Raw genomic sequence first — 21,782 nt, 5'->3', positions numbered from 1 at the left:
GCACCGCTGTGGTGCTAATGTTTGATTATTTTTGAGACATTATCAATTTCGGTTGACATTGTGTTCGATTAATTAAACAGTAATATGTAAATTATGTGAAAATGTGAGATAATAAGGGTGGAGTGTGGACAAACAATGTCCTGTTTGGTACTATTATTCGTGATAAAGAAAGAGGTAAAAAAAATATGAGAAGAAAGAGAAATTATAATTATTCTCCTTACAGTCGTCGTAGAAGAATAAGATGGGATAATGTCTTAAAGGTTGTTATTCCTGTTGTTGTAGTACTTGTATTAGTAATCACATTTAACTTTTCACGTATTAGACTTGCAATGAAAGGCTATTCATGGTCTCAGCAGTCTGCTGTATTAAAGCTAACAAGTGATAAAGTGAAGATTGTGATTGATGATGATTATTTAGATCATATTGATTCATGGTTAAAACATTCTAAGGATGTTAAGTATTATGCTGATTTTGAAAAGTATCAGTCACTTCATAAGAAGATGAAAGCTGCTGATGTAGTAGATACATTATCACCAATGTTAGATGATCAGATTCCTTCTTTAAAGAAGAATGGTTATACTGAAAAACAGATCTGGACGATCTTAAAGACAGCTGATAGTGATGATTTAGATTATATCCTAGAAAAAGGTTATAGCTATAACACAATGAAGAATTATATGGCTGTATCTGGATTTAAGTTCAAGGATATGGATAAATATGAAGAAGCTTATAAATCAAGTAAGAATTATAACTATGCTGTATTAAGTACTTCTTATCCATTTATTGGAGATTCTACTAAAGAAGCGACTAGACATACTATTACTGATCCAGCACGTTATACAACTCTTGTAAAGAAAGGTTTATACCTTCCTTCTAGTTATAAACCATCTGATCTAGTGACACCTGATAAGAAATATATCACTAAGAAATGTGATCATCCAAAATTAAGAAAAGATGCTTATAAGGCATTCCTTGCTATGCGTAAAGCAGGTGAAAAGGAAGGCTACTATATCATGATCAATAGTGGTTATCGTTCTTATGATGAACAGAGTAAAATCTATAAGGAATATAAACAGAAGTGGGGAGAGCTTTACGCAATTCAGCACGTTGCATTACCTGGTGCGAGTGAACACCAGACAGGACTTGGTATCGATATGAGTTCTGAAAGTGTCGATGAAGGTAAGAGACTTGTATTTGGTGATACATCAGAATATAAGTGGGTATGTAAAAATGCTCATAAATATGGCTTTGTATTACGTTTTGCGGATGGTACTTCTAATATTACAGGTATTACGCAGGAACCTTGGCATTTCCGTTATGTAGGTAAAAAAGCTGCTAAGATCATGTATGAAAATAACTGGACATTAGAAGAATATTGTCTTTATACAGGAGACCTTCCTGCATTAAAATCATAATGAATCCGGCATTTGCCGGATTTTTTTAAAGGAGGAAAAACATGTTAAGTATGGTAGAGTATGTGCATGAACGTATGCATACATATGATAATTTAGAAATAGGTGTAGATTTCACAATGGGTAATGGTCATGATACAAAGAGTTTAATTGAGTGCTGTAAGGAAGTCTATAGTTTTGATATACAAGAAGAAGCATTAATACATACAAGAGAATTAGTAGGAGACAAAGCACATTTAATATGTGATTCTCATGAGAATTTTGATCATTATGTTGATACATTTGATATTGGTATTTTTAATCTAGGCTATTTGCCTGAAGGTGATCATAACATCACAACAACACTTGATATTACTCAAAGAACTCTTATTAAGGCGGTTGAACATATGAAGAAGGTCATTTTTATAACTTGTTATATTGGACATCCTCAGGGTAAAGAAGAAGCTTTGTGGATTGATCATTACGTATCTCGATTAGATACACATACATTTAATGTATCGAGTTTTAAGATGATGAATAAAAAGAATGCACCTTATGTAATAGAAATAGAGAGGAAATAATAATGAAATATAAAGCACTTATTTTTGATATTGATAATACTTTAGTCAATACTCTTGATATGAATATGATTCCATTACAGAAGATTATCCAGGAAGAAAAAGGGGAAGAATGGACTTTAGAAGAAGTATATCATTTTGCTTCTTATCCAGGCATGAAAGTTATGGAAGAACTAGAAGTTAAGAATCCTGAAGAAGTATATGCAAGATGGGTACAATATGTCAATGAATATAAAGCAAGTCCTTATGAAGGAATGGATGACGTCTTAAAGACATTGCATGAAAAGTTAAGATTTAGCGTTGTCTCTTCTAAGAATAAGAAGCAGTATGATATTGATGTTGTTTCTTTAGGACTAGATAATTATATGGAAGTTGTTGTATTAGAAGATGATACTTCAAAACATAAACCTGATCCTGAACCATTATTATTGTGTATGGAACGTTTAGGGTTAAATAAGGAAGATGTTATTTATATTGGAGATGCTTATTCAGATCTTCTTGCTTCAAGAAATGCAGGCATTGATTTTGCGTTTGCGAAATGGGGTAGTGTAGAAAGCAAGAATATGAGTGATTCTAATTATATACTAGAGAAGGTAGAAGATTTATTAAGGCTCTTATAAGTGTTATAATAAGCCACAAGGAGATGATTCTTATGAAGATAATCGCATTTACAGGTGCAGGAATATCTAAACAGAGTAATATTCCTACATTTATGGAAAGACCAGATGTTAGAGAAAAGCTATTTAGAAGCTATGCACAAAGACATCATGAAGAATACAATGAAGTTATTAGACAATTAAAAGCAAATATGAATGGTGCAAAACCAAATGATGCACATTATGCCTTGGCAGAGTATCATATTCCTATTATCACAATGAATATTGATGGCTTACATAGACTTGCAGGTAGTGATGCATTAGAACTACATGGTGGTCTTCCTGAAGATGATGAAATGGATATTGCTTATTCTTTATACAATAAGCCAGTTCTTTATGGTGATCCTGCACCAAATTATCAATTAGCTTATGAAATGGTTTATACATTACAACCAGGAGATGTATTTTTAGTAGTAGGATGTTCATTCCATACTGGTATATCAGTAGATTTAAGAGAAGTAGCCAAGTCTAGAGGGGCTCGTATTATTGAGATACAAGAAGATGCAGCTCATAATGTTAGAAAAATATTAGAAGAATTATTAAATAATAATTAACTATTTAATATAGAATAAAAGAAATGGAGTAATTATTGATATGCGAATACCGTTATTATTATGTGCGATTTTATTTATAGTTATTTCTATTCCTTTATATTTTGGAAAAGGTTCAAATATGATTGCTGGATATAATGATTTAAGCCAAGCTGATAAAAAAATAAATAAGATGAGATTATGCAGGACGTTAGCAATAACACTTGATATAACTGCTATCATTTTAATATTAGGCGCGTATTCTATTATTAGTATAAATGATTTTAGGTGTTATCCTACTAATTGTAGGAGCTGTATTGAGCAATGTTGTTTCCAAAAATAAGTGAAGCAATCGCTATAAAAATATTGGAAGAATTAATGAAAGGAAGATTGATTAATTAATGGACTCAATTTTAATTAAACCACACCATTTTATTGATATTATTAAATTATATGGATCGGGGATAGATAGATTTGTTCCTGATGAAAAAATGGGACATGATTTTTATAAGGTTGCTAATGAAATTATTGAAAACCCATCTATTGATTTAAAATTAACGATTGATGGAGATGACATTTGTAAACCTTGTAAAAAGTACCATGAACAATGTGTTGATCTATTAACGAATATACAAGGATATATTAGTAAAGATGTTTATAATAAAACTTTAGATAAACGAATTATAAAACTATATAACTTAAATGATGAATATTATACTGCAAAGCAATTATGCTCTATAATTCAAAATAATAAAGAATACATCTTTGAAGTCTGGAATGAAGAAGATAATGAGGTAACACAAAAAAGATATGAATTATTTTTACAAGGGGCTCATAAATTTTTAGATAACATTTAAAAAATAAAATATAGGAAGATGTGATTGAATTGTCAAAAAAGGAAAAAGCTTATTTTCATTTACCAGGATTATTTGAATTCTATGAATTATATAAGAAGTTCCTTCCTCTTTTTTATAACCATAGAGAATACTTTTATGACTGGTGTGAAATAGGTTCTATTTATGGTGCTCCAATGGACTGTTTATGGGGTGGAGGAAGATTAGGAGAAGGAGAAGATAATCCTCGTGAGGTATTAGATCTCATGAAGACATATCATGTTTCTGCAAGACTTACTTTTAGTAACTCTATGCTAGAAGAAGAACATCTCTTAGATCCTAAATGTAATACATTATGTAGGCTATTTAATGAGGCAGGCAACAATGGTGTGATTGTACACTCTGATCTCTTATTACACTATTTGATGGAGAAATATCCACATCTTTATTTTGTCTCTTCAACCACTAAAGTCATCACCGACTTTAATGAGTTTAAAGAAGAATGCGAAAGAGAAGAGTTCCGCTATGTTGTGCCTGATTTCCGCTTAAATAAGAAATTTAAATTATTATCTACAATCAAACAGAAGGATAAAGTAGAATTCTTATGTAATGAATGCTGTTATGTAGGATGTCAGGATAGAAAGAAATGTTATGAAACGGTGAGTTTGCAGAATTTGGGTAAAGATATCCCTGATCATATTTGTAAAGCACCAAATGCAAAGCAAGGCTATCGTTTCTCTCATGCTATGCATAATCCTTCATTTATTAGTATTGAGGATATACAGTCTATTTATAGACCACTAGGCTTTACACAGTTTAAGATAGAAGGCAGAAGTCTAGGCAGTGCTCTTGTATTAGAGTTTCTGTTATATTATATGGTGAAGCCAGAATATTCAATTCATGTGAGAGAAGAAATCTATCTTGATAATATGCTTGATCTCTTTTAGATGTTATAATAAGTTTGAAAGAGAGGTTTCATATGAACGCATTAAAAGTAATGGAATTTGCGAAAGAACTGCTTTTAATTGATTCCCCTACAGGATATACAAAAGCAGTCATTGATTTTTATGAAAAGGAAGTCAAAGCCTTAGGTTATGAAACAATGCATACCAATAAAGGTAACTTAATTGTTAAGGTGCCTGGTATGAAACATCATACAAAGGCATTATGTGCTCATGTTGATACTTTAGGCTTAATGGTCAGAAGTATTAAGGAAGATGGTACACTTGCATTCACTTTAGTAGGAGGCCCTATTGTTCCTACATTAGATGGTGAATATTGTAAAATAGTAACTAGAAATGGCAGAACTTATGCAGGTACTATCCTTTCTAATTCTCCAAGTGCACATGTCTATGATGATTCTAAGAATGCCCCTAGAACTGATATGACAATGCATGTACGTATTGATGAATGTGTGTCATCTAAGAAGGAAGTAGAAGAATTAGGTATCATGCCAGGAGATTATATCTGTATTGATCCTAAAACTACAATTACACCAAGTGGCTTTATTAAATCTAGGTTTTTAGATGATAAACTAAGCGTAGCTATTCTATATGGCTTGTTAAAGACAATGAAGGAAGAATTTATTATTCCTCGTGATACTTGGTATTTCTTGATTTCTACTTATGAAGAAGTAGGACATGGATGTGCTTATATCCCAGAAGAAATTGAAGAAGTTATTGCGGTGGATATGGGATGTATTGGTAAAGACTTAAGCTGCACTGAAAGAGATGTTTCTATTTGTGCAAAGGATTCAAGTGGTCCTTATGATTACCAGATGACAACAACACTTATTAATCTTGCGAAAGAAAATGAATTATCTTATGCGGTTGATATTTATCCATTCTACAGTTCTGATGTCTCTGCATCTTTAAGAGGTGGTCAGGATATTAGAGGTGCACTAATAGGCCCAGGTGTAGCTGCAAGTCATGGTATGGAACGTTCACATGTGGATGCAGTAGAGAACACAATGAAACTATTAATTGCTTATATGACAAAAAAAGACTGATGCTTCATTGCATCAGCCTTTTTCCTTTTATGATGATTATTCAACTACTGTAACGTTAGCTGCCTGTGGTCCACGATCGCCTTCAACAACGTCAAATTCAACAGTCTGGCCTTCTTCTAGAGTCTTGTATCCATCAGCGTTGATTGCAGAGAAATGAACGAAAATATCTTTGCTCTGTCCTTCTACTGTAATGAATCCATAACCTTTTTCAGCCTTAAACCATTTTACTTTACCTGTCATCTGACATACCTCCTGTAAATTGCAATACATCAAGCAACTTTATTATAGGCTTTTGCAATCGATAGTGTACTACTGATAAAAAACCAATACAAAATGTCCTGTGTAACTGCTATACATATCATATCACATGTGTAAAATAATAACAAGAAAAATGGAAATTCAACACGTAATATGTTATGCTTTTTTTGTTGACAAAGATTATAAAATTCTTAGAATAATGGAGATGGGGTGTATTGATATGATTAATGAATATGCTGAATTGATAGTGAAAAAGGGCGTAAATCTTCAAAAAGGCCAGAAACTTGTAGTTACTGCGGATGTTGAATGTGCCTCTTTAGTGAAAGCTATCGCCAAAGAAGCTTATAAAGTTGGGGCTCTAGATGTAATTGCACATTATGTAGATGAGGATATTACAAGACTCAGATATGAACATAATGATGTAGATTATTTCAAGAAGGTTCCTGATTATTTAGTTGAACTACGTAATAAGCATGCATTAGAACATGCTGCTGTAGTTACTATTACATCAGAAAATCCTGATGGTTTTAAAGGTATTGATCCTTTAAAGATGGCTGCTTACAGTAAAGCTATGCATGAACAGGCTAAGACATTCTATGATCATTTAGATCTAGGTATTGACCGCTGGTGTATTGTAGGTGCACCTTCTCTTAAGTGGGCAAATAAGGTATTTCCTGATATGAATAATCAGGAGGCAACAGAAGCCTTATGGAAAGCCATCTATCATGTATGTTATGTAGATACAAAAGATCCTTTAAATGCCTGGGAAATGCATCGTGCATCTTTTGAAGAACGTGTGAAGACACTCAATGAGATGTCTATTGATTACCTACATTATACAAATAGTCTAGGAACTGATTTAAAAGTATATATGAATAAAGACTATTTATTTGCAGGTGGAGGAAGCTTTACAACTGATGGAGTTTATTCATTTCCTAATATGCCTACAGAAGAAATCTTTACTTCTCCAGACTATCGTAAAACAGAAGGTGTTGTTTATTCTTCATTACCACTTAACCATGGTGGTTCACTCGTTAATGATTTTTATATTCAATTCCATGAAGGTCGTGTTGTGGACTTTGATGCTAAGACTGGTAAAGATGTACTTGCAAGCATCATTGATACTGATGATGGGGCTCATTATTTAGGTGAAGCGGCACTTGTGCCTGTTGATTCTCCTATATCAGAAATGGGGCTATTATTCTATAACACATTATTTGATGAGAATGCAGCATGTCATCTTGCTCTTGGTAAAGGTTTTAATGAATGTATTAAGGGCGGTTATGAGATGACTAAAGAAGAACTATATAAACATGGTGTCAATGATTCATTCACACATGTTGATTTTATGATTGGAACAAAAGACCTTGATATTGAAGCTGTGACTCAAGATGGAAAAACAGTACAGATCTTCAAGAATGGTCAATTCGTAATTTAAGGAGGCTATATGTCAGAATTTGTAGATAAAGTAAGTAAACGTCGTACGTTTGCGATTATTTCTCACCCGGATGCTGGTAAAACAACATTAACAGAAAAGTTCTTATTATATGGTGGAGCTATTCAGGAAGCCGGTATGGTTAAGGGTAAGCAGAATATGCGTCATGCAGTCAGTGACTGGATGGAAATTGAAAAACAGAGAGGAATCTCTGTTACATCTTCAGTATTACAATTCAACTATGATGGGTTCTGTATCAATATCCTAGATACTCCAGGCCATCAGGACTTCTCAGAAGATACATATCGTACATTAATGGCAGCTGACTCAGCGGTCATGGTTATTGATGCATCTAAGGGTGTCGAAGCACAGACACGTAAGTTATTCAAGGTTTGTGCAATGAGACATATTCCTATCTTTACTTTCATCAACAAGATGGATAGAGAAGCCAAAGACCCTTATGAATTAATGGAAGAAATTGAACAGGAATTAGGTATGGATACATGTCCTGTTAACTGGCCTATTGGATGTGGTAAACAGTTCAAAGGCGTTTATGAAAGAGAATCTAAGAAAGTGATTCGTTTCGTACCAGTACAGGGTGGTAAGAAGGAAGTACAGGAAATCATTACTGATTATGATGATCCTGAATTAATTAAAGAAATTGGTGAAGATTATTATGCGACTCTTCAGGATGATGTGGAATTACTAGATGGTGCAGGTGCAGAATTTGATCTAGAAAGAGTACATCGTGGAGAATTATCACCAGTATGTTTTGGTAGTGCCTTAACTAACTTCGGTGTAGAACCATTCTTACATCATTTCTTAGATTACTCTATGCCTCCTCAGCCAAAACAGAGTGACGATGGACCAATTGATCCATTCAATGAAGACTTCAGTGCATTTGTATTCAAGATTCAGGCAAATATGAATAAAGCACATAGAGATAGAATGGCATTCATGCGTATTACTTCTGGTAAATACACTAAGGGTATGGAAGTATTCCATATGCAGGGAAATAAGAAGATTAAATTAAGTCAGTCTAAACAGTTAATGGCTGATGACCGTGAAGAAATCCAGGAAGCTTATTCTGGAGATATCATCGGTGTCTTTGATCCGGGTATTTTCTCTATTGGTGATACAATCTGTACACCTAAGCATAAATTCAAGTTTGAAGGTATTCCTACATTCGCTCCTGAACATTTCGCACGTATCCGTAATACAGATACAATGAAACGTAAACAGTTCGTTAAGGGTGTAGAACAGATTGCTCAGGAAGGGGCTATTCAGATCTTCACTGAAATTGGTGGTTCGATGGAAGAAATCATCGTAGGTGTAGTAGGTGTCCTTCAGTTTGAAGTACTTGAATATCGTTTAAAGAATGAATATAACGTAAATATCAAGAGAGAACCTCTTGGATATCAGTTCATCAGATGGATTGATAATGAAGAAATTGATCTATATAGCTTGAATTTATCTTCAGATACAAAGAGAGTTCAGGATTTAAGAGGAAAGTATTTATTGCTCTTCTCTAATCAGTGGGGAATCAACTGGGCGACTGATAAGAACAAGGAATTAATTTTATCAGAATTCTCTAAAAACTAATGAAAAAGAATTGGCGTTATTGGTGGACGCTTTTGTACTTTGTAGTTTATCTAGTATGTTTCTTCTTTATTGAACATTTTATGCCAGTGACGCAATATCATATGATCTCTACACCAATAGATCATATGATTCCATTTAATGAGTGGTTTGTATTCTTTTATATCAGTTGGTTTGGGTATATCTTCTTCTCTTTCTGGTATTTCTTCTTTAAAGATAAGAAAGAATACTTGCAGATGATTACATTCCTATTTACCGGTATGACAATCTTTATAGTAGTATCAGTCATCTATCCTAATGGTTTAGATATTAGACCAAAACAATTAGGTCATAGTAATATTGCGTTAATACTTGTTGATTTGCTTTATAAGATTGATACACCAACCAATGTATTGCCTAGTATTCATATCTTTAATTCTATTGGTATGTGCATGGCTTTTAGTAAATCAAAGCATGCAACGAGTATTATGAAGAAGGGAACTACAATTCTTACGATAGGGATTATTATCTCTACTTTCTTAATCAAGCAGCATGGAATTATTGATGCACTTTCTGCAGTTGTGTTATCAATTATTCTTTATGTTATTGTTTATAAGAAAAATACTTATTTATTAAAAAGAAAATCTTAAAAGTTCATGGGTGACCATGAACTTTTTTGTGTTAGAATACATACAGGGAGTGATAAGTGATGAAAATACTTGCTGCATTTGATTCTTTTAAAGAAAGTATGACTGCATATGCTGCAGGAGAAGCAGTACAGAGAGCTTATAATAATGTACATGTTTGTCCTTTAGCTGATGGTGGTGAAGGGACAATGGAAGTCATGAATCATTATTTACATGGTGATATTCATGAAATAGAGGTAGCGGGACCGCTATTTAAGACAGTTCATGCAAAACTCGCTATTATGGATGATTTGGCTATTATAGAAAGTGCACAGGCATGTGGACTTGATTACCTGACTGAAGAAGAAAAGAACGGAACAGAAGCAACATCTTATGGTGTAGGAGAAATGATGAAATATGCCTATGATCATGGCGTCAAACGTTTCCTTTTGACTTTGGGTGGATCAGCCTGTAATGATGGAGGTATAGGTCTATTAAGTGGTATGGGTTATGGTTTCTTTGATCAGTTTGATCAGCGTATTCCAATGAATGCGAGAGGACTCGAAACACTTGATCATATTAAGAAAACACGTCTTGACTTATCAAATATAGAAGTAGAAGGGGCATGTGATGTCACTAATCCATTATGTGGAAAAGAAGGGGCTACTTATGTTTTTGGCCCTCAAAAGAAGGTGAAAGATTTAGAAAAGACAGATCAGGCAATGAAGCATTATGCGAAAATAATGAGTGAATTAGTTGATAAGGATGATTCATGTGTACCTGGTGCAGGAGCAGCAGGAGGTATGGGCTATGCGATTGTTACAGGACTAAATGGTAAACTAGTGACTGGATTTGATGCAGTCAGTCGTACAGTTCGCCTAGAGGAAGCAATCCAGAAAGCGGATATTATTTTTACAGGTGAAGGAAAAATGGATCATCAGACTTTATATGGCAAGACGCCAATAGGTGTCTTGCGCTTAGCACAGAAATACAATAAACCTGTTGTCGCATTTTGTGGAAAGTGTGAAGATAAAGAAATATTACTTGAAGCAGGATTTGAGGATGTACGCTGTATTAATCATACGGATGAACCTCTTTCTATATTATTAGAAAAAGGTCCACAGTATTTAGAAGAAGAAGTGAGACGTTATCTGGAGGAAAAGAATGTATAAAGTTACAAAAGATGAATTACTATTAGAATCTCTTGTAGAGCATACTCGTAAGAAGAGAAATGATTGTAAGAGTTTATTGAAATATAAATCAGTACAGGTGAATGGTGAAGTACAGACTTATCATGCCTTTGAATTACATCCAGGAGATGAAGTAGAAGTTGGTAAGAAGACAAATCTTCCTTTTGAACTTCTTTATGAAGATGATGATATGATTGTGATCAATAAGCCTTCTGGACTAGTGAGTGAAGAGACACGTAATAATAAATATCAGACAGCTTTTTATATGGTGATGGAATATTGTCGCAAGAAGAGACAGCAGTGTTATCTTGTACATCGTTTAGACCAGGATACTTCTGGTGTACTTATGTTTGTGAAGAATAAGAAACTTTACCAGGAATTAACTCATAACTGGAATAAATATGTGAAGACAAGAGGCTATGTCGCAATATTAGAAGGACAATGTCGTAAGTCAGGCACAATAAAGAATCATCTTGTAGAAGATAAACAGTTAAAGATGCGTATTGCGAAAGAAGGACAATTGGCTATTACGCATTACAAGCCATTAGAAGTATCTAAGGATTATACAATGATGGAAGTATTCTTAGATACAGGGCGTAAGAATCAGATTCGTGTTCATATGGCTTCTTTGAATCATCCTATTATTGGGGATAAGAAATATGGTGCACGTACAAATCCTTTAAAGAGATTAGGTTTACATGCACATGAATTTGCATTCACACATCCTTTTACACATAAAACAATGACTTTTAAAGCGCCACTTCCTTCTTCTTTTACACAGATGTTTAAACCTTCTAAAAGATAAAGGAAAAAAAGGAAAAAAACAAATAAATTAAAAAAAGTTGTTGACAAACATCTGTATATTAGGTAAGATGAACAAGTAAAAAGTGGAAAGAAGAAGTGCCTACTTCTCGCCCGATTGATACAGTCGATGGGCCAATGTCACTAGATTAAACTCTAACGATAAGTGGGCGCTAGTACGCTCACTTTTTATTTAATATGAAGTAAGCGGAGGTGGCTTTTATTAGACGTTATGATAGAACAAAACCAGTAAAGAAGGAAGATCCAATTAACGAAAACATTCGTTTTAAGGAAGTATTGGTTATTGATCAGAATGGAGAACAGTTAGGCGTTATGAGCAAGAGAGACGCAATGAATCGTGCTTATGATGCAGGACTTGATCTAGTTTGTGTTGCTCCTAAGGCAAAGCCTGCGGTATGTCGTATCATGGATTACGGAAAGTATCGTTTCGAGCAGCAGAAGAAACAAAAAGAAATGAAGAAGAATTCAAAAGTTGTTGCGATCAAGGAGACGCAGTTATCTCCAACAATCGATGTACACGATAAGAACGTGAAGCTTAAACGTACTTTGAAATGGTTACAGGATGGCGATAAAGTCAAAGTAGCAATTCGTTTCAGAGGAAGACAGATGGCTCATGTTGATCTTGGACAGAAGATTATGGACGATTTTATTGCGGAATGTTCTGAATATTGCGTCGTTGAAAAGCCAGCTAAACTAGAAGGAAGAACATTGACAGCAATGCTCGCACCTAAAAAAGCAAAGTAAAATAGGAGGAAACTTATCATGCCAAAAATGAAAACACATAGCGGTCTTAAGAAGCGCTTAAAGAAAACAGCAAGTGGTAAATTAAAGAGAGGCCATGCATACGTATCTCACTTATCACATAATAAGACACATAAACAGAAAAAGCATCTCGCTAAGTCAGCATTAGTACACCCATCAGATTACAAGAGAATCAAGTCTCGTATCTAATAGGTTAATTTTAAGGAGGATATACACATGGCAAGAGTAAAAGGCGGATTTACAACTAGACGCAGAAGAAAAAAGACATTAAAGCTAGCTAAAGGTTACTTCGGTAGCAAACATGCTTTATATAAAACAGCTCATGAACAGGTAATGCATTCTTTAAAGTATGCTTACAGAGATAGAAGACAGTTAAAGAGAGAAATGAGAAAGCTTTGGATTGCACGTATCAACGCTGCTTGCAGAATGAACGATATGTCATATTCAACTTTCATGCACGGTTTAAAACTTGCAGAAGTTAACGTTAACAGAAAGATGCTTTCAGAAATCGCAATTGCTGATCCTGAAGGTTTCAAGGCTTTAACTGATTTAGCTAAAGAACAGTTAGCAAAGTAATCTAAAGTGCCAGAGATGGCACTTTTTTTCATGTTCAGAAAATTAATAGTGTGCTATGAAATAATTTTATATAATATAAACCATGAATCTATTAAAAATATTGATCTGCTGTGGGGGTGGCTTCTCATCAAGCTATGTCACTACACGTATGCAGAAACAAATCAAAGAAAATCATTTAGAGAATCAAGTACAGATTGATTTCTCACCCTTTAGCTTGATGCACGAAGTCATTGATCAATATGATGTAGTGATGTGCTGTCCACATCTGCTTATGGATATTAAGCTACACTTCAAGGATACAGGAACACCTTTATATGTTCTTCCTCCTAGAATGTATGGTTTGATGAAACTCACTGAAATTGTAGATGATGCGAAAGGAGTAATAGACATCTACAAACAAACAAAACAGAATCCAGTTTATTTTCCTGGAGAAGAAAATATCTTAAGAGTGACACGTATTAACTCTTATCGCCATACACATGGAGGTAAAGACCATGGGGACATTTAAATTTGCTTGTAAGATGTTGAAGCGTGAAAAGAAACAAGCTATATCCTATGGTATTACTGTTCTTTTTACTGTCTTTGTATCATTTGTCTTCTTTAATATTATTAATAATGATACGTTAATGGATCAAACAGCAGCTGCAAGTGGTGGATCTTTTTCACAGGTCAGTGTTCCATTATCAAGTATTATCGCATTTGTTGTTATAATGTTTTGTGGATTAATGATGGTTTATGCCAACTCTTTCTTTTGTATACATAAGACAAAAGAATTTGCGATTCTTGCGATGAGTGGCAGTAGTTTTTTTGATTCAACACTCTACTTGTTTTATCAGGAAATCATTATCTCTTTAATTGCTTTACCTATTGGTTATTTGATGGGTATGGCAGGGGCAGTAGGAGTGAATTCAATCATGTATCACTCTATGCATATTCATAAGTCTATCTTCATGATTCCTATGCGTGCCTATACAGATACACTTATGACTATTGCGATTCTTTTCTTTGTAACTATTCTAGGAGATTCAGGCTTTGTTTACCGCCATGATATCCAGACACTCTTACATGAATCTCATGAAAAGGTAGTGGATAAGAGATTACCTTCTTATCTTCCACCATTCATTTATATATTTGCGATTATTATATTAGTTACGACTCCTTATAGTCCAACTGGATTTGTATTCCCTTGTTTTGTAGGTGGAATAGGGGCAGCTTATGTATTATCGCAGACAATTCCAGAAATACTTAGAAAAATTAAGAGTCAACGTTTAGGACATACTTTAGACCTCGTTTCTTTAAGTCATTTATCTACTTCTTTGACTAATTCAGGTGCTCTTATTCTTGTTTATGTTGTCACAAATGTTTGTATGAGTGCTATGATCATTGCTCAGAAAAATTCACCAAGAGAATATATGACTGCTATTATTGCTTACGTTGTAATGACAATTTTATTATCTATCACAATTATGTATAAATATGCTGCAGAAACTATGAAAAGAGTGAAAGCCTTTAGTAATCTTTATAAGATAGGATGTACAAGAAAGAAGATTGCTTCTTATATTAAGAAGGAAGTTATTCTCTTCTATTCATTACTTGTTTTAATACCTATTGTTTATCTTGCAATTGTCATGGTTCAGGTTTATATGCATACACCGGATACTTTAGGGCTTATTATTATGTTATTTGGTGTGGATATCATTCCACAGATGATTCTTGCAGTGATTACTTATTATATTTATAAGAAGAATGTTTATACAGAAATCGGAGAAGTACTATGAGTGAAATACTAGTTGCGAAAAATATAACTAAAATATATGGTATTGGTACAAGCCATACCTTTGAAGCATTACATGGTGTCTCTATGACTATGAATGAAGGAGAATTCATCTGTGTCATGGGACCAAGTGGTGCAGGTAAATCAACTTTTATTAATAATCTATCTACAATTGATATTCCTACAAAAGGGAAGGTTTATATCAATGATACTGAAGTAAGAAGTATGGGTGAAAATGAAATAGGTAAGTTCCGCTATGAGAACCTTGGATTCATCTTCCAGGAATTCAACTTATTAGATTCTCTCACTATTCTTGAAAATATTGCAGTTCCTCTTTCTCTTGCAAATTTGCCACAGGAAGAAATAGAAGCAAGAGTTAAAGAAACAGCGTCACGTTTATCTATTGATTCATTACTTCATAAGTATCCTAATGAATGTTCAGGAGGACAAAGACAGCGTGCAGCCATCTGTCGTGCCCTTGTCACTCATCCTAAACTTATTGTAGCGGATGAACCAACAGGTAACCTGGATTCCCATACATCACATGAAATATTAGAAATATTCAAAGAACTCAATGATCAAGATGGTGTTTCTATCCTTATGGTGACTCATGATCCAATGATTGCCAGTTATTCTCAGAAACTGCTTTACATTAAAGATGGTGTCATTGCAAAGCAAGTCGTGAAGGGTGATTTGACACAGAAGGAGTATTTCCATAAAATAGTAGACGTTAACTCAGCAGAGTCAATGTCTTTATTTGAGGGGGAATAAGTATATGAGTGGAATTGTTTTAGAAGGTGGTACATTTAGACCAATCTTTTCATGTGGTATTATGGATTGTTTGAATGATCATGATATTATGTTTGATTATTGTATAGGTGTAAGTGCAGGAATCACTGATGGTGTTTCTTATGTATCAAAACAGCCTAGAAGAAATCTTGAGATACTAAAAACGTATCGTCATGATCCTCGTTATATTGGTCTTAGAAACTATAAGACGGATCATTCTTTATTTGGTTTAAAGTTTGCCTATGAAACAATGTCTAATGAACTTAATCCTTTTGATTATGATACATTTTATAAGTCTCATACAAAAGTACTTGTAGGAGTTACAAATGCGAATACAGGAAAAGCAGAATATATAGATGGTCATAAAATAGATCGTCATTGTACAGTGTTAAAGGCAACATGTGCTATTCCCATCGTATTTCCTGCAATCAAGATAGGTGAGAATGAATATTTTGATGGCGGTATTGCGGATTCTATTCCTGTAAAGAAAGCAATAGAAGATGGTAATAAGAAGCTTTTGATTATTCTTACTAGACCAAAGGGGTATAAGAAGACACTCAATTTTTCAACTCGTTTTGCAGCACAGGTTGTGTCTCGTAAATACCCACTTCTTAAAGATGCTTTGCTTTCACGTCATATTAACTATAATGAAACATTAGACTATATTGACAAGCTAGAAAAAGAAGGCAAGGCACTTGTATTAAGACCAACAGAAGAAGTCATCATTGATTCTATGGAAAAGGATTTAGATAAGATTCAAAGAATCTATGATTATGGTTATGCGCTTGCTTTAGAACATCTAGAAGAAATAAAGGCAATATGTCATGAATAGAGTCTCTTGAAAGAGACTCTTTTACTATTTATAATAGTTTCTGTAGGTTGATTTATATGAAACCTATTATCGGAATATTACCTTTATTTGATGAGAAAAAAGAGAGTTATTGGATGCGTCCAGGATATATGAAAGGTATTATGAATGCAGGAGGCATTTCTGTGATGTTACCTTTTATTGAAAATATAGAAGATATTAAACAATTATCAGAAAACTTTGATGGTTTTCTTTTTACTGGCGGCCCAGATATAGATCCTACTTATTATCATGAAGAAAAGAAAGAAAATTGTGGAGATTTAACACCTTATAGAGACACATTAGAAAGTCAGTTATTTAAAGAAGTATATGCTTTAAATAAACCAATATTAGGAATATGTAGAGGACATCAGTTACTTAATGTATTATGTGGTGGAAAATTGTATCAGGACTTACCATCAGAATATCAAAGTACTATAACTCACAGAATGAAACCACCTTATGACAATAAGCAGCATACAGTTACTCTTATAGAGGATACACCATTAAAGAGCTTACTTAATAAAACTATTCTGCCGGTCAATAGTTGTCATCATCAAGCAATCAAAGAACTAGGAAATGATTTACAACCTATGGCTATAAGTGAAGATGGTTTAATCGAATCATGTTATGCACCTCATAAGAAGTTTGTATGGGGTGTACAATGGCATCCTGAGTTGATGTGTACAGAGAAAGAAAGTCAGAAAATATTTGAAGAGTTTATAAGAAAATGCAAAGAGTAAAATGGAATATTGAATTAAAAGGACATATATACCCCTGTATTGTTTCATTTAAGAAGATGAAAACAATCAGAGTGAAGATCAGAGATAATTATTTAGAGGTGAGTGCACCTGTTGGTACAAGCGAGAAGTACATTTGTGATTTAATATATGAAAATGAAGAGGATTTATATGCACGATTATCTTCCTATGTTCCTTATTTTGATCTAAAAGATGGTGGGTATGTCTATATCTTTGGTAAGAAATATCAAATAGTTGTCAGAGATATTAAGAAGAAACAATGTGCAATTCATGGAGATAGTATTTATGTATATACTTCTTATATAGAAAATGCGTTAGGTATATATCTTTCTCAGATACTCTATGAATATTTAAAAACGAGAACGGCAGAATATCTTCCTTTATTTAATCGATCTATGCCACGTATACAAGTTAAACAATATAAAGGAAGATGGGGAAGCTGTTATGATCAATTAAACCTTGTGACATTTAATTTCTCTTTAGTTTATTTAGATAAAGAGTTGATTGATTATGTAATTGTGCATGAGTTATGTCATTTTATTGAACCAAATCATTCTCCTCGATTCTATGCAGAAGTCAAAAAGAGAATGTTTGATTATAAGAAACGTATGAAAATATTGGAGGAAAAGCATGTATGATTCAATCAGTGAATAATAAAACAATTAAAGATCTTGTGAAGTTAAAGAACAAGAAAACAAGAGATGAAAAAGGACTTTTTCTAGTAGATGGATTCCACATGGTAGAAGAAGCAAAAAAAGCAGGACTATGTGATTTAGTTATTAGTACAGATGAATCATTAGAAGGGCAGGATAAAGTGCTTGTTGTGTCTGATTCTGTTATGGAAAAGCTCTCTTATACTAAAACACCACAGCCTATTATGGCTGTATGTCATAAGAAGGATAATATTTTAAAACACTATGATCGTGTTCTTATTTTAGATGGTGTACAGGATCCAGGAAACTTAGGAACTATTCTTCGTTCAGCACTTGCTTTTGGCTTTAAACAGATTGTCATGAGTCCTGATTGTGTAGACTTATACAATGATAAGGCATTGCGTTCTACTCAGGGGGCTGTTTTTCATTTAGATATTGTCCGTGATGAATTGAGTCATGTTATTCCAGAATTACAGAAGTTAGGTGTACGTGTCATTGCGACAAGCTTACATAATGCATCTTCTATTGATGATATTAAATCAACAGATAAGATGGCTTTTATTATGGGGAATGAAGGAAATGGTGTGAGAGATGAAACAATTGCGATGTCTGATGCCTCTCTTTATATTCCTATTGATACAATGGAATCACTTAATGTTGGTGTAGCGGCAGGTATTGTGATGTATACCTTTAAGGAGGGTTCACTATGATTAGACAGCATATCTATTTTTCAGGAAGAGTACAAGCTGTTGGATTTCGCTTTAGAGCACAGATGAATGCGACTCAGTTAGGACTTACTGGCTGGGTTAGAAATCTCTTTGATGGACGTGTAGAAGCAGAAGTACAGGGAGAAATAGAACAGATCAATCGTTTTATCAATAAGATGAAAAATGAACAATGGATAGATATCACTAATATAGAAGTGGAAGATATTCCTGTAGAAAAAGGAGAGAGAAGATTTGATGTTACATACTAGACAATCTCTTTTAAAATCTTTTCAGCATGCCTTTGAAGGCATTATCCATACAATAAAGAAGGAACGTAATATCAAAATACATCTTTCTTTTATGTGTGCAGTGATCTTATGTGGTTTCTATTTTCATATTACGAAGATTGAATGGATGATCTGTCTTATTCTATTTGCACTTGTTTTATCATTAGAACTTGTCAATACAGCAATTGAAGCCGTGGTGGACTTAGCCTCACCGGATATTCATCCTCTTGCAAAGCTCTCTAAAGACGCTGCAGCAGGTGCTGTGCTTATTAGTGCAATCATTTCAGCTATCATTGGCTTGATGATTTTTATTCCTTATATCATCTAAAAAAGTGGGCTATTTAAATAGTCCACTTTTATCCATCATGTCTAATGCATGTTCTATTGTATCATCACTTTGTACAAGAGCCATACGTACATAACCTTCACCTTGAGTACCAAATGCATTACCTGGTACCACAAGAACACCTGTTTTATCAAATAGTTCCTTTACAAAAGTTTCAGAATCTTTAAACTTATCAGGAATCTTTGCCCATACAAACATAGTACCCTTAGGCATATCGATATCCCAGCCAATAGACTTACAGCCATTGACTAATAAGTCTCTTCTATGTTTATAAGCATTTCTTGTTTTTTCTACACATGATTGATCCTGTGTTAATGCTTTAATAGCACCTTTTTGAATAGGCAGGAACATCCCGTAATCAAGATTAGATTTTAAGGATTTTAATTTTCCGATGATTTCTTTATTACCAATCGCAAAACCAATACGTGCCCCTGCTAAACCATATGTCTTACTTAATGAGTTGAATTCAATACCAACATCCTTAGCACCTTCAAATTCTAAGAAACTGTGTCCAGGCCCTTCAAACAATAATTCACTATAGGCATTATCATGAAGTACCATGATGTTGTATTTCTTTGCAAAGACAATAAGTTTTTTATAGAATTCATCATTCGCAACACCACAAGTTGGATTATTTGGATAAGACACAATCATATACTTTGCATCTTGTGCAGTCTTTTCATCAATCATGTCAAAATCAATTAAATAATCATTTTCCTTTAATAAAGGCATAGTAACAACTTTAGCCCCAGCGAGTAGTGGTCCATCTCTAAAGATTGGATAACATGGATCTTGTACAAGCACAATATCATCTTCATTTACCAAAGTTAAAGCAAGATGTGCTAAGCCATCCTGAGATCCAAGTAATGATGTCATTTCAGTTTCGGGATCAATAGTGACACCGTATCTTCTTTCATACCATTCTTTTACAGTATTTTGAAGATCAACCGCATCCTTAATCGCATAAAGATAGTTTTCTGGCTTCATTGCCTCCTTTGCGATTGTTTCCATGACTTCCTGAGTTGGAGGAATATTAGGTGCTCCGATACTTAAATCAATGACTTCTAGTCCTTGTTTTTTTCTTTCACTACGCATATTTGCAAGTGTAGTGAAGATGCTTTCTCCGAAGAGATCCATTCTTTTTGAAAATTTCATTTTTATATACGCCCTTTCTTCAAGTATCATAATACAAATATGAAACAAATGAAAGTTTCAACTTATAAAAAAACTTCTTGAAATGTATGTGTAATTACTATTTCCCTGCTTTCGGCTTGTTCGATAGATTAGATTTCAGAAATGGATATTACGTTTGCCAGAATGGGAAGCAGAGAAATGAATCATAGAATTGATGGTGAATTCATAATGACCTAAAGTGAAAAGTTAAATTCCACTTTAAAAAGAAACGAAAATAATGTGGAATTTAGTCGTTCAGGATTATATTTTCATAAGAATATCGGGTATTAATTCTGATATTCTTTTTGTTTTGGGAATGGAACTTAATCATTCGTACACTAGAAATGAGATTCTAACGTCATAAATCATGGTATTTTAAGGCGCAATAAAGCTATGGAATTTCGTTCATTTTTTCGAGTGTAAGACTAAATTCCACTTTACTTTCATGTGCTATTGTCAGCCTGCCTCTCATGTTTCATACATTCTCCGAATGATTTTAGTTATCTTCTTTTAATAAATATGGTTTTAAAATAATATCATCATTTTCTATTTTCTTGATTCCAAATTCTATGAATCTCTTGTATAAATCTGGATTAAGGAACTCCATCATCTCCAGCGGAGATTTTCCCTTCAGGTACTCCTTTAGCTGGGAATTGATGTGGGATACTATGAGATTAGCCTTCTCCTGTGAATCTAGACCAAGCGCTTGGAGATTTGTCCCTTTAGGGCATATGTAACGTATCTCCTTGTGGTAGTTTTCAAGACTTCCTTTCTGGCGTGATGCCATAGGATCACAGTAAAAGACATGAGTTCGCATGCTGCCATCATTATCTTTTTCCAGTCCTTCTGCATCCGAGAATTCAGAACCTCTATCCGTCTTGACTACTTCTACTTCTTTCAGGAACAGTTCTTTTCCTAATATCGATTCTAGAAGGTCTATACCTTCAACCATAACCTTTGCAGTCTTCTCTTCATGGTATATAATAAACATGAAAGAGTAAGACAGGAACTTAAAAGTCTGCATGAACGGACCGCTTTGTCCATTGTAGACGGTATCCATCTCGACGATACTAACGTTGTCATTATCGTCAGTATATGAGATGAAATCATCATAGGTGTGGCCTATCAGGAACTTTCTGTCTTCTCTTTCGTATTATAGAACTAGAAGTTATTCAAGTAATAATTCTAGTTTTTTATTTTAT

Annotated in this window: 28 protein-coding genes; 25 read left to right on the top strand and 3 right to left on the bottom strand. The window is 33.9% G+C overall.

Annotated features, from left to right (window positions below):
* Positions 1 to 185: 185 nt before the first annotated feature.
* Genes DW269_RS09015 through DW269_RS08980 form a run of 8 tightly spaced genes read left to right on the top strand, consistent with a single transcriptional unit; the run spans position 186 to position 5,996 of the window.
* On the top strand, positions 186 to 1,415 hold the full coding sequence (locus tag DW269_RS09015) for a D-alanyl-D-alanine carboxypeptidase family protein (RefSeq protein ID WP_117459457.1): 1,230 nt from the start codon (positions 186 to 188) through the stop codon (positions 1,413 to 1,415).
* Positions 1,416 to 1,456: 41 nt separating this feature from the next.
* Complete coding sequence (locus DW269_RS09010) at positions 1,457 to 1,972, top strand: class I SAM-dependent methyltransferase (RefSeq protein ID WP_117459456.1); 516 nt, start codon at positions 1,457 to 1,459, stop codon at positions 1,970 to 1,972.
* A 2-nt stretch (positions 1,973 to 1,974) separates the two neighbouring features.
* The gene (locus DW269_RS09005; RefSeq protein WP_233502475.1) at positions 1,975 to 2,589 is read left to right on the top strand and encodes an HAD family hydrolase; all 615 of its coding nucleotides are present in this window, start codon (positions 1,975 to 1,977) and stop codon (positions 2,587 to 2,589) included.
* A 32-nt stretch (positions 2,590 to 2,621) separates the two neighbouring features.
* A complete protein-coding gene (locus DW269_RS09000) occupies positions 2,622 to 3,179 on the top strand; it encodes a Sir2 family NAD-dependent protein deacetylase (RefSeq protein WP_117459454.1) in 558 nt (185 codons plus the stop codon).
* A 40-nt stretch (positions 3,180 to 3,219) separates the two neighbouring features.
* Complete coding sequence (locus DW269_RS13215; RefSeq protein WP_117459453.1) at positions 3,220 to 3,498, top strand: DUF3784 domain-containing protein; 279 nt, start codon at positions 3,220 to 3,222, stop codon at positions 3,496 to 3,498.
* 58 nt (positions 3,499 to 3,556) lie between these two features.
* On the top strand, positions 3,557 to 4,012 hold the full coding sequence (locus tag DW269_RS08990) for a hypothetical protein (protein WP_117459452.1): 456 nt from the start codon (positions 3,557 to 3,559) through the stop codon (positions 4,010 to 4,012).
* Positions 4,013 to 4,032: 20 nt separating this feature from the next.
* The gene (locus tag DW269_RS08985) at positions 4,033 to 4,935 is read left to right on the top strand and encodes a hypothetical protein (protein ID WP_233502474.1); all 903 of its coding nucleotides are present in this window, start codon (positions 4,033 to 4,035) and stop codon (positions 4,933 to 4,935) included.
* Between the two features lie 32 nt (positions 4,936 to 4,967).
* The gene (locus DW269_RS08980; RefSeq protein WP_117459451.1) at positions 4,968 to 5,996 is read left to right on the top strand and encodes a M42 family metallopeptidase; all 1,029 of its coding nucleotides are present in this window, start codon (positions 4,968 to 4,970) and stop codon (positions 5,994 to 5,996) included.
* Positions 5,997 to 6,032: 36 nt separating this feature from the next.
* Here the strand turns inward: DW269_RS08980 and DW269_RS08975 are convergent, their stop codons facing one another.
* Positions 6,033 to 6,236 (bottom strand): cold shock domain-containing protein, encoded by a 204-nt coding sequence (locus DW269_RS08975; protein ID WP_006505439.1) that lies wholly within the window; start codon positions 6,234 to 6,236, stop codon positions 6,033 to 6,035.
* A gap of 238 nt (positions 6,237 to 6,474) precedes the next feature.
* On the opposite strand from DW269_RS08975, the gene DW269_RS08970 reads away from it, so the two are divergent.
* The 17 genes from DW269_RS08970 (at position 6,475) to DW269_RS08890 (ending at position 19,389) form a co-directional block, all read left to right on the top strand.
* Positions 6,475 to 7,692 (top strand): aminopeptidase, encoded by a 1,218-nt coding sequence (locus DW269_RS08970; RefSeq protein WP_117459450.1) that lies wholly within the window; start codon positions 6,475 to 6,477, stop codon positions 7,690 to 7,692.
* A gap of 9 nt (positions 7,693 to 7,701) precedes the next feature.
* Complete coding sequence (locus DW269_RS08965) at positions 7,702 to 9,291, top strand: peptide chain release factor 3 (RefSeq protein WP_006505441.1); 1,590 nt, start codon at positions 7,702 to 7,704, stop codon at positions 9,289 to 9,291.
* Between the two features lie 32 nt (positions 9,292 to 9,323).
* Positions 9,324 to 9,917: a hypothetical protein gene (locus tag DW269_RS08960; RefSeq protein ID WP_233503284.1), complete on the top strand. Its 594-nt coding sequence runs from the start codon at positions 9,324 to 9,326 to the stop codon at positions 9,915 to 9,917.
* Between the two features lie 59 nt (positions 9,918 to 9,976).
* On the top strand, positions 9,977 to 11,065 hold the full coding sequence (locus DW269_RS08955) for a glycerate kinase (RefSeq protein WP_117459448.1): 1,089 nt from the start codon (positions 9,977 to 9,979) through the stop codon (positions 11,063 to 11,065).
* Positions 11,058 to 11,888: an RluA family pseudouridine synthase gene (locus DW269_RS08950; protein ID WP_117459447.1), complete on the top strand. Its 831-nt coding sequence runs from the start codon at positions 11,058 to 11,060 to the stop codon at positions 11,886 to 11,888. Before DW269_RS08955 ends, DW269_RS08950 begins: the two co-directional genes overlap by 8 nt.
* A 209-nt stretch (positions 11,889 to 12,097) precedes the next feature.
* Complete coding sequence (infC, locus tag DW269_RS08945; RefSeq protein ID WP_006505446.1) at positions 12,098 to 12,649, top strand: translation initiation factor IF-3; 552 nt, start codon at positions 12,098 to 12,100, stop codon at positions 12,647 to 12,649.
* 18 nt (positions 12,650 to 12,667) lie between these two features.
* On the top strand, positions 12,668 to 12,856 hold the full coding sequence (gene rpmI, locus DW269_RS08940) for a 50S ribosomal protein L35 (protein WP_117459446.1): 189 nt from the start codon (positions 12,668 to 12,670) through the stop codon (positions 12,854 to 12,856).
* A gap of 27 nt (positions 12,857 to 12,883) precedes the next feature.
* Positions 12,884 to 13,243, top strand: a complete 360-nt coding sequence (gene rplT, locus DW269_RS08935; RefSeq protein WP_006505448.1) for a 50S ribosomal protein L20 — start codon at positions 12,884 to 12,886, stop codon at positions 13,241 to 13,243.
* Positions 13,244 to 13,325: 82 nt separating this feature from the next.
* A complete protein-coding gene (locus DW269_RS08930) occupies positions 13,326 to 13,751 on the top strand; it encodes a PTS sugar transporter subunit IIB (RefSeq protein WP_117459445.1) in 426 nt (141 codons plus the stop codon).
* Positions 13,738 to 15,021 carry a hypothetical protein gene (locus DW269_RS08925; protein WP_117459444.1) on the top strand — a complete coding sequence of 428 codons (1,284 nt, stop codon included), beginning with the start codon at positions 13,738 to 13,740 and terminating at the stop codon, positions 15,019 to 15,021. Before DW269_RS08930 ends, DW269_RS08925 begins: the two co-directional genes overlap by 14 nt.
* Complete coding sequence (locus tag DW269_RS08920; RefSeq protein WP_117459443.1) at positions 15,018 to 15,788, top strand: ABC transporter ATP-binding protein; 771 nt, start codon at positions 15,018 to 15,020, stop codon at positions 15,786 to 15,788. The genes DW269_RS08925 and DW269_RS08920 overlap by 4 nt, the downstream gene beginning before the upstream one ends.
* Before the next feature lie 4 nt (positions 15,789 to 15,792).
* Positions 15,793 to 16,638, top strand: coding sequence for a patatin family protein (locus DW269_RS08915; RefSeq protein WP_117459442.1), 846 nt, complete (start codon positions 15,793 to 15,795; stop codon positions 16,636 to 16,638).
* Between the two features lie 56 nt (positions 16,639 to 16,694).
* Entirely contained in the window at positions 16,695 to 17,396 is a 702-nt protein-coding gene (locus tag DW269_RS08910) for a gamma-glutamyl-gamma-aminobutyrate hydrolase family protein (protein WP_117459441.1), read from the top strand.
* Positions 17,384 to 18,052: a M48 family metallopeptidase gene (locus tag DW269_RS08905; protein WP_117459440.1), complete on the top strand. Its 669-nt coding sequence runs from the start codon at positions 17,384 to 17,386 to the stop codon at positions 18,050 to 18,052. Before DW269_RS08910 ends, DW269_RS08905 begins: the two co-directional genes overlap by 13 nt.
* A complete protein-coding gene (locus DW269_RS08900; RefSeq protein WP_117459439.1) occupies positions 18,049 to 18,777 on the top strand; it encodes an RNA methyltransferase in 729 nt (242 codons plus the stop codon). The genes DW269_RS08905 and DW269_RS08900 overlap by 4 nt, the downstream gene beginning before the upstream one ends.
* Positions 18,774 to 19,043, top strand: a complete 270-nt coding sequence (locus tag DW269_RS08895; RefSeq protein WP_117459438.1) for an acylphosphatase — start codon at positions 18,774 to 18,776, stop codon at positions 19,041 to 19,043. The genes DW269_RS08900 and DW269_RS08895 overlap by 4 nt, the downstream gene beginning before the upstream one ends.
* On the top strand, positions 19,030 to 19,389 hold the full coding sequence (locus tag DW269_RS08890) for a diacylglycerol kinase family protein (RefSeq protein WP_022425894.1): 360 nt from the start codon (positions 19,030 to 19,032) through the stop codon (positions 19,387 to 19,389). Before DW269_RS08895 ends, DW269_RS08890 begins: the two co-directional genes overlap by 14 nt.
* 9 nt (positions 19,390 to 19,398) lie before the next feature.
* On the opposite strand, the gene DW269_RS08885 is transcribed toward DW269_RS08890, so the two are convergent.
* Together DW269_RS08885 and DW269_RS08880 are read right to left on the bottom strand one after the other, a co-directional pair.
* Complete coding sequence (locus tag DW269_RS08885) at positions 19,399 to 20,562, bottom strand: aminotransferase class I/II-fold pyridoxal phosphate-dependent enzyme (RefSeq protein WP_117459437.1); 1,164 nt, start codon at positions 20,560 to 20,562, stop codon at positions 19,399 to 19,401.
* A gap of 514 nt (positions 20,563 to 21,076) precedes the next feature.
* Positions 21,077 to 21,532 carry a transposase gene (locus DW269_RS08880; protein WP_117459458.1) on the bottom strand — a complete coding sequence of 152 codons (456 nt, stop codon included), beginning with the start codon at positions 21,530 to 21,532 and terminating at the stop codon, positions 21,077 to 21,079.
* Positions 21,533 to 21,782 lie beyond the last annotated feature (250 nt).

Origin of the sequence: Catenibacterium sp. AM22-6LB (assembly GCF_003435615.1) — a bacterium.
Classification (GTDB): Bacteria; Bacillota_I; Bacilli_A; order Erysipelotrichales; family Coprobacillaceae; genus Catenibacterium; species Catenibacterium mitsuoka_A.
The sequence above is the reverse complement of the archived record's forward strand: the minus strand, read 5'-3'. Positions and strand labels throughout refer to the sequence as shown.